Here is an 8,394-nt window from a genome sequence, read left to right on the forward strand (position 1 = left end):
AAAGAACTACGTTGTCGCTCATTTGCGACTTCCTTATGTTAACATCTTCGTTAGATAATGTCAACTAAGTTTTTCATTTCGTTTGTCGCTTGCGACGTTAATGTCATCGGCGACTTGTTCTATATTACACCTCTATAGATTAATCGTCAAGACCTTTTATCTTTTTTATTTTATAAATTATAAAAGCAGTTCCCTCTCTTAATTTCTAACACATCCTTAGAAATTCTTAAACTTATGTATTCTCATTAATAACCTGCAGCTTGCACTCTCTAACTTAATACTAATACTTTTCTAAAGAATGAATGTCAGACCAAGTAAATATATATTAAGAATAGTATTTTTTCTTTTAGTACGTCCCACCTCCTGCTCATCTCTAGGGGGATTATAAATAAAACACTTCTCTTCTTTACCTTTACTAAATCAACAAAAAGGACAGAAATCTAATAAACTTAGGAGGCGTTATGAAATGCATGTTAATAAAAAAATAATTTATGTATCCCATGATGCCCATTTCCACGGAGCACAGCTACTTTCTTTACATACTATTAAAGCCCTTAAAGAAAACTTTGATTACTCTGTCGCAATTATTTCTATTGGATCAGGTATTTTAATTCCCGATTTTCAAAAGCATGGTCCTGTTTATTGTCTCGAGCAAGATTATCAAACAGAAGAAAAGGTCGAATCATTAATAAAGGATTTATTATCGCAAGATTTTACCCTCGCCATATGTAGCACTGTCATAAGTGGAGATATCGTCGCATTACTAGCTAGACACAATATAAAGGTTGTTTCATTAATACATGAATTACCGCATTTAATACAACAGTACTCTGCCGAAGGAAAAGCTAGAAACATTGCTGAATTTGCTTACAAAGTTGTCTTCCCTTCACAATACGTATATGAAAAATTTCGTACAATCACTGAATTGGACCCTAGAAAATGTCACATTCTCCCTCAAGGTTTGTTTAACCACAATCCTTATAAGAACAATATTGTAAAAGCTAGAAATGAATTACGTAAGAAACTTAACCTGCCTCTAGATAGCAAAATCATCTTGGGTGTAGGCTTCGCAGATTACCGAAAAGGGATAGATTTATTCTCACTTATCGCTTACTTAGTAAGAAAGACTCGCACGGATATTCATTTCATTTGGGTAGGAAAAACAGATGTTCAATTCATGAATACACTGTCTCCTAAATATAAAGCCCATTTTACATTAGTCGATCCTACTCCTGATATCGGATTATATAACGCCGGGGCTGACTTATACTTATTAACTTCAAGGGAAGATCCTTTTCCAAATGTTGTTTTAGAAGCATTAGATGCAAAAGTTCCCGTTATAGGGTTTAAAAATGCTGGAGGTTTTGAGGATGTTGTTACAGAAAAAACTGGTGCCTTAGTAGACTTTTTAAATTTACCCAAAATGCTAGAAAAAGTATATGAATTCATTCATGATGAAGGGTTACGATTACAAAAGGGAAGCTTGGGCCAAGGACTTATCGAAAAAAACTTCAATTTCCTTACTTACATTTATCGAATACTAGATCTTCTCGAACATAATTACAAAAAGATAAGTGTAATCATACCGAACTATAATTATGAAAAATACTTACCTGACCGAGTCAGATCAATATTAAACCAAACCTATCCTCTTTACGAACTAATTTTCTTAGACGACGCCTCCACCGATCATAGCGTATCAACTTTTAAAAATCTGCTCTCAAAAGAAAATAAGACCCATCTGAACGTTCAACAGATTATTAATGATACAAACTCTGGTTCGGTATTTAAACAATGGATAAAAGGAGTCTCTGCAGCAACTGGTGATTATATTTGGATCGCAGAGGCTGACGACTTATGCGATAAAACATTTTTACAAGAAGTGATGCAAGGCTTTTATATAAATAATAATATTGCCTTAAGCTACACACAATCAAAACAAATAGACGAACAAGGAAATGTATTGGCTAATCATTATTTAAATTACACAAATGATATCGATAAAGAAAAATGGAAAGCCCCATATTTCCGAAAAGGCGTCGACGAAATACAAGATACGTTGCTTATCAAAAATACTATACCTAATGTCTCAAGTGTAGTTTTTAAAAATGTAGATATGAAGAAAACAGAAAAACAGTTAGAAAAGTTCAAAATAGCTGGTGATTGGTTCTTCTATGTTTCTCTTCTTACAGAGGGAGATATTTACTTCAATCCAGTCTCCCTAAACTATCATAGACGACATACAAATAGCGTAACGAGAACAGAAGATTCATACTCTCATTACAATGAAGTTGTACAAATGCAAAATTTCATTAAAGAAACCTTTACTATCGACGACATTTCTAAAATAAAAATGTATACATATAGAAAGCACCTTAAAGCATACTTGAAAATTTAAACGTATTCTTTCTCTGCCATCAATATCTCTTGTAAGGTGCTAGTATTATTTAAGGGGGAATACTCTTTGAAAGACTTTATAGAGGAACATAAAAATTTAATTTCTCAAATCGCACACAGCTACAATGTAAATGCAAGTATCCATCCTGAGGATCATATTTTTCAGTTCATTGTCACTAATCCAGTCTTCCCTTCAAAAAGGGAAGCGATAGATTACTATTTTAAAGACGGGCAAAACTCAGCACAAATACTCTTAGACTTAATTACTTCCCTTTATCCTCCTACAGGCAATCCAATCAACTTGTTAGAATTTGCATCCGGATACGGCTGCGTAACACGTCATTTATTAAATCTACAAGCGAATTTGAATATAACCGCTTGTGATATACACGAAGAGGCCATTTCCTTTATTGAAAACAAATTAAATAATTCTTCTATATTATCTCACCCTGAGCCTGAACATTTAAAATTGGACTCCTCTACGTACGATATTGTTTTTTGTCTATCCTTTTTTTCTCATATGCCTGATACAACTTGGTTTCGTTGGCTGCAAACATTGTATAACGCTGTTTCACCTGGTGGTTTATTCATTTTCACAACCCATGGCTATCAAAGCAAAAAATACTTCGGGTCTCCAAATTTAAACGAACAGGGATATTGGTTTCTCTCTTCTAGTGAACAATTCGATTTAGATGTTAATCAATACGGGCAAACGATAGTTAGCCCCTCTTACGTATGTGACAAAATTAAATTATTACCCTATAACCCAATCATCAAAAAGTATACTGAAGGATTCTGGTGGGAGCATCAAGACCTTTGGGTAATAGAAAAGGAAGTAAAATAATAAACCACGCTCTGCTTATATACAAGTAGAGTGTGGTTTATTATTTTTTACTATATAAAAACTCTTCAATCCATAGCTTATTTAATCTAATCCCATTTTTAAAACCTATTTTAGGTTCCCAATTCACTTCTTGTTTTACCTTATCAATATTTAAAATGATTTTTTGAACGTTCTCTTGTTTTTGTTTATAACAGATAAAATCCACTTTTCTTTCTGTTATTTTCTCTAGTTCCACTATAATTCGTTTTAAAGAAAGACCTTTACCACTCCCTATGTTATATACGCAAGATTTCAATTGATTTAATTGTGCTAGTTGTATAGTAATTTCAACTAAATCATCGATATAAATATAATCCCTAATAATCTCCTCTGGATTCCCATATATATTAATCCTTTCATTACTGAGGTGCTGGTACAAAAAACAATTTATCGCCCCAACTTTTTTTAAGGGGTTTTGATATTTTCCATACGGATTAGAATACCTACATACCACATAATCTATTCCATATTTTCTCTTATAAAAATACAAATAATTCTCGAGCGAAACTTTTGTTATTCCATACGGGGAAAGTGGTCTTAATGGATGTTTCTCATCAATAGGCAAATATTCAGGTTCACCATAAACTGTGCCTCCAGAAGAAGCTAATACAACCTTTTTAATATGAAACTCTTTAACACTTTCCATGAAATTGAGAAAAAAAAGGCTACTATTAATATCACCGAAAACATCTTCGATTGAAGTTGCTACATTAGACGTCGCAGCTAAATAAATAATAATATCTATATTCACTAAAGCTTTATATATATCCTCAACGTTTTTTAAATCACCTTTAATAAATTCAACTTCACTTATAATATTTTGAGGGAAATTATTTATATGTCTGGAAAATACTTTTACATTTTGCCCCTGTTTCAATAAAGCCAATGCTAGGTTAATACCAATGAAACTATTTCCACCTACTATTAAATAATTATTCTTCCTCATAATATCATCTCTCTAGTAATAAATTTTTCCCGTCGTCAAACCTAAAAATATAAATAAACTTGATTATTTCTATTATTCATCTCTTATCATTGTATGCTTCTTATACATTTTCATTATCTTTATTTTATATTTTCATTTTAGAATAGCTTCCTTATCCAAGTTGGCTGCATAAACGGTCATACTATTTACTCATCCCCATGAATATATTTAATAAACCTTCTACATACACAAAGTTCTCAAAAAAGGAGTGCTAAACTCATGAAAAATATAAATCAAGAGCTTTTAAATCATGTAATTCTACATAAAGACCGAATTCCGCATTACCATAAAGACTTTCCCCTTATATTATTTTGGAGTCATAGAAGCGGATGCACCGCATTAGCTAATTGGTTCTTTTTTCAAATTGGATTATTTACTGAAGCAAAGAAATACAATGACTTTATTCATTACTATGAGTTCTGGGTATACAAAAACAGTACAAATTACATACCAGAGTTACAAAACGGGCTTCTAGAAGGGAAAAAAGATGTTTGTAAACTTGTGCGAAATCCCTATACAAGGGCCGTTAGCTCATTTCTATTACTTGTTGACAATCCATATGCTAGCCCTCAATGGGAAAATATCCGTCATTACTTTTATAATGATAAACATAGTAACCAAGGAATATCATTTAAACAATTTTTATATTACGTTCAAGCATTCGGCTCCAATTCCCTAGCAATAGATATACATTTTAGTCAGCAATACGTCCCAGGTGAAGAAAACTTCGTCCAATACTATATACCTTTAGAAGATTTTAATACACAAATCACTAAAGTGGAACACATGTACGATTTAGTTAAATCCAATTTAGCACTTCTTACAAATTCAGATCATCATCGCGCCCACAAAATGATTTATACGGGCAGCTATGCAGAACTTAGCATTACAGATGAAGCCTTCCCACGATTTCCAACATACGAAAGCTTTTATGATAAAGAAACCATGGATTTAGTTACAGAAATATATGCACAGGACTTTGAAATGTACCCGTACACGAAAGGGATATTTTAAGTCTATACAGCTAATGTATCGCATAGCATAAAGTGACATTTTAATTCGCACAGGGTCTCTCCTACTAATTATTCCCTTCTCCCCATCGCACTGAATTTTTACCCACTCTCTTTGATTTCGTTGATTGTTAACGTATGTCATACTATCCATAAATACATTGCATTTAACACAGGAATGATGTCGTGTGGAATTCAATTCGAAACATAATAATGGGTTCTGCGTTATTTGCGAAAAGGAAGCTATATTTATCGAGCATAATGATTGGCTTAGAGATTATTATTTATGTTCTACATGCAACTCTATACCAAGGCAACGAGCTTTAATCCATGCTTTACATACATTTTTTCCAAAATGGAATTCCTATAATATTCACGAATCCTCTCCTGGAGTAATTACGACTCAGCTACTATTAAAGAACTGCAAAAACTATACCTATTCTCAATAATTTAAAAACTATCCTCTTGGCCAATACTTTCAAGGAATTAGATGTGAGAACTTAGAAGACTTGACTTTCTAAAATGAATCTTTTGATTTGTTCATTACTCAAGATATTTTTGAGCATGTAATGGCGCCAGACAGAGCCTTTAAAGAAATAGAAAGAGTATTAAAACCTGGGGGTGCTCATGTATTTACTGTCCCTTGGTATCATACACTCACAAAAACTTTGCAAAGAGTGAGAATGAATAAAGAAGGAATTGAATATATTGAAGAGCTCATTTATCATGAAAACCCTATTGATGAGAATGGATCTTTAGTAACATTTGATTGGGGGCAAGATATGATTGAATAAATTTATACACACGCGAATATGTATACCATTGTTTATTTGCAAAAGGATAGATCACTAGGGTTAGATGCTGAATTTTCACATGTTTTTATTAGTAAAAAAGCAAGAAAGTAAAGTTTAATTACTATATAATTCGGAGGTTTAACAAATGAATAACTTTAAGTTAGGAAGTGACTTTGATAACCTTGTTAATTCACTATCTGATGCTGAACTTCTAAATCTATTTATACAAAGTTGTTCACAAACAACGATCAATGGGGTTCCCGTACCTACGTTCCCTCCTGAGGAAATTCAAAAACAATTTGTAGGTGCTTCCTATGAGCACGCCCTTTATGAAGCATATTTATTTTATAGCCATATAAAAACATATGCTCAAAATTTAGGTGTTCCTTTGAATAAAGAAAGTAAGGTTTTAGACTTCGGCTGCGGATGGGGAAGAATTATACGTTTCTTATTCAAGGATGTCTCTGACCAAAATTTACTTGGCATTGATGTAGATCCTGCGATGATCACACTTTGTAACGAAACACTAGGAAGAGGAATATATAAAACGGCAAGCCCACAACCCCCTGTAGAATTTATTAGTGACAATTCATTAGATATCATATTCGCTTATTCAGTATTCTCACATCTATCCGAGGAAACTGCCGAAAATTGGGTAAAAGAATTTTCAAGAGTTCTTCGTCCTGGTGGAATCTTCATCGCAACAACACAAGCGCGATATTTTCTCGATTTTTGTCAACAATTTCAAGAAAATCCTGAATTAATCCAAACGGGATGGCATAAAACTTTGTCTCAAGCTTTTCCAGATATATATCACACCATCTCGGATTATGAAAACGGAAACTTTGTCCACAGCCCCACTGGTGGAGGAGATGTTAGAAATAGTAGTTTTTACGGCGAAACTGTTATACCTAAGACTTATATTAAAAATCACTATGAAAAGTATTTAAAGCTACAGGACTTTTTTGATGATGTAAATCGATTACCACAGGCCCTCTTTGTCCTTCAAAAAATTTAATTCCTTTCGTTCATCGTAACCCGCTTAATTTCATGACGAAAGACACTTTCTATTTGAGCTATATATATCAAATTACCTAATACTCTCGTATCAAGTAAACTGTAAAAATTAATCTACTACGTACCATAAAAAAGCAGTAATCAAACAACATATCGCTTATTGTAAACTTACTCCACTAAATCAAGAATACCTTTCCACCATTTGAACTACGAAGAACATGAGGAGGATATACCTTGAAAATAATCGCTTTTTACTTACCACAATTCCATCAAATAAATGAAAATGACCTATGGTGGGGAAAGGGGTTTACTGAATGGAAAAATACTCAAAGTGCACGACCTTTATTTTCAGGACACTATCAACCCAGGGAACCTTATCAAGATTTTTATTATGACTTAACTAGCCCCTCCGTAAGAAAGTGGCAAGCAGAGATTGCTAAAGCATACGGTATATATGGTTTTTGTTATTATCATTACTGGTTTAAAGGAAAAAGGCTATTAGAAACCCCCTTTAATGAGGTACTAAAGATGAAGGAACCTGACTTTCCTTTTTGCCTTTCTTGGGCAAATGAACCATGGACAAAATCGTGGGATGGTCTCGATAAACATATATTAATGCCACAAGATTACGGAGGTATATCAGATTGGAAGGAACACTTTGATTATTTATTACAAGCTTTCCAAGATGAGAGATATATTCATATAGATGATAAACCTCTATTCATTATTTATCGTCCGGGACATATTCCTGATTGTGAAAAAATGCTTAATTATTGGAATGCATTAGCACAAGAAAATGGTTTAAAAGGTATATACTTTGCTGAAACATTAAACAGTTTTCCACTACCTAATATAAATGGATTCGATGCTAGCATTCAGTTTGAACCTTTCTATACAATTGCCCATGATAGCTCTTCAGACATAAATAAAGCAATATATGATTCTGGTATGCAATTAAATGCTTGGGACTACGATAAAGTATGGATGTATATATTACAACGAGCTCTCCCAAAGAAAAAAACATTCCCTGGGGCTTTTGTTGATTGGGATAATACTGCACGACGTAAAAACGCAAATAGCAGCATCTTTGTAGGTTCTACCCCTGAAAAGTTCACCATATATTTAAGCAAGCAAATTCATCGTACTTACTCTTTTTATAACAGCGAGTTTTTATTTATTAACGCATGGAATGAGTGGGCAGAAGGAACTTACTTAGAACCAGATAAAAAATATGGATTTTCTTATTTAGAAGGGGTTAAACATGCAATTGATAGAGGTATGAAAACATACAAAAAAGACGAGTCATTC

General features: G+C 33.1%; 6 protein-coding genes and 1 pseudogene. 6 read left to right on the forward strand and 1 reads right to left on the reverse strand.

Annotated features, from left to right (window positions below; translation table 11 throughout):
• Nucleotides 1-466 precede the first annotated feature (466 nt).
• Complete coding sequence (locus tag COK05_RS30095; protein ID WP_098615440.1) at nucleotides 467-2,398, forward strand: glycosyltransferase; 1,932 nt, start codon at nucleotides 467-469, stop codon at nucleotides 2,396-2,398.
• A 66-nt stretch (nucleotides 2,399-2,464) separates the two neighbouring features.
• Entirely contained in the window at nucleotides 2,465-3,241 is a 777-nt protein-coding gene (locus COK05_RS30100; protein WP_098615441.1) for a class I SAM-dependent methyltransferase, read from the forward strand.
• Between the two features lie 40 nt (nucleotides 3,242-3,281).
• On the opposite strand, the gene COK05_RS30105 is transcribed toward COK05_RS30100, so the two are convergent.
• A complete protein-coding gene (locus tag COK05_RS30105; RefSeq protein ID WP_098615442.1) occupies nucleotides 3,282-4,226 on the reverse strand; it encodes an NAD-dependent epimerase/dehydratase family protein in 945 nt (314 codons plus the stop codon).
• A 258-nt stretch (nucleotides 4,227-4,484) separates the two neighbouring features.
• Between COK05_RS30105 and COK05_RS30110 the strand changes: the two genes are divergently transcribed.
• The 4 genes and pseudogenes from COK05_RS30110 to COK05_RS30125 all read left to right on the forward strand — a co-directional run.
• Nucleotides 4,485-5,279, forward strand: coding sequence for a sulfotransferase family 2 domain-containing protein (locus COK05_RS30110; protein ID WP_098615443.1), 795 nt, complete (start codon nucleotides 4,485-4,487; stop codon nucleotides 5,277-5,279).
• Nucleotides 5,280-5,463: 184 nt separating this feature from the next.
• Nucleotides 5,464-6,180 (forward strand): annotated as a pseudogene (locus COK05_RS30115) (class I SAM-dependent methyltransferase).
• Nucleotides 6,181-6,214: 34 nt separating this feature from the next.
• On the forward strand, nucleotides 6,215-7,087 hold the full coding sequence (locus COK05_RS30120; RefSeq protein WP_098615444.1) for a class I SAM-dependent methyltransferase: 873 nt from the start codon (nucleotides 6,215-6,217) through the stop codon (nucleotides 7,085-7,087).
• Between the two features lie 233 nt (nucleotides 7,088-7,320).
• On the forward strand, nucleotides 7,321-8,394 hold a 1,074-nt coding region (locus COK05_RS30125; protein WP_098615445.1), incomplete at its 3' end, for a glycosyltransferase WbsX family protein.

It is taken from the genome of Bacillus cereus (assembly GCF_002567495.1).
Classification (GTDB): domain Bacteria; phylum Bacillota; class Bacilli; order Bacillales; family Bacillaceae_G; genus Bacillus_A; species Bacillus_A cereus_AQ.

What these genes read in the sequence shown, in the direction of transcription:
- COK05_RS30095 (WP_098615440.1), top strand. Translation starts at nt 467, where the DNA reads ATGCATGTTAATAAAAAAATAATTTATGTATCCCATGATGCCCATTTC.
- COK05_RS30105 (WP_098615442.1), bottom strand. Translation starts at nt 4,226, where the DNA reads ATGAGGAAGAATAATTATTTAATAGTAGGTGGAAATAGTTTCATTGGT.
- COK05_RS30110 (WP_098615443.1), top strand. Translation starts at nt 4,485, where the DNA reads ATGAAAAATATAAATCAAGAGCTTTTAAATCATGTAATTCTACATAAA.
- COK05_RS30120 (WP_098615444.1), top strand. Translation starts at nt 6,215, where the DNA reads ATGAATAACTTTAAGTTAGGAAGTGACTTTGATAACCTTGTTAATTCA.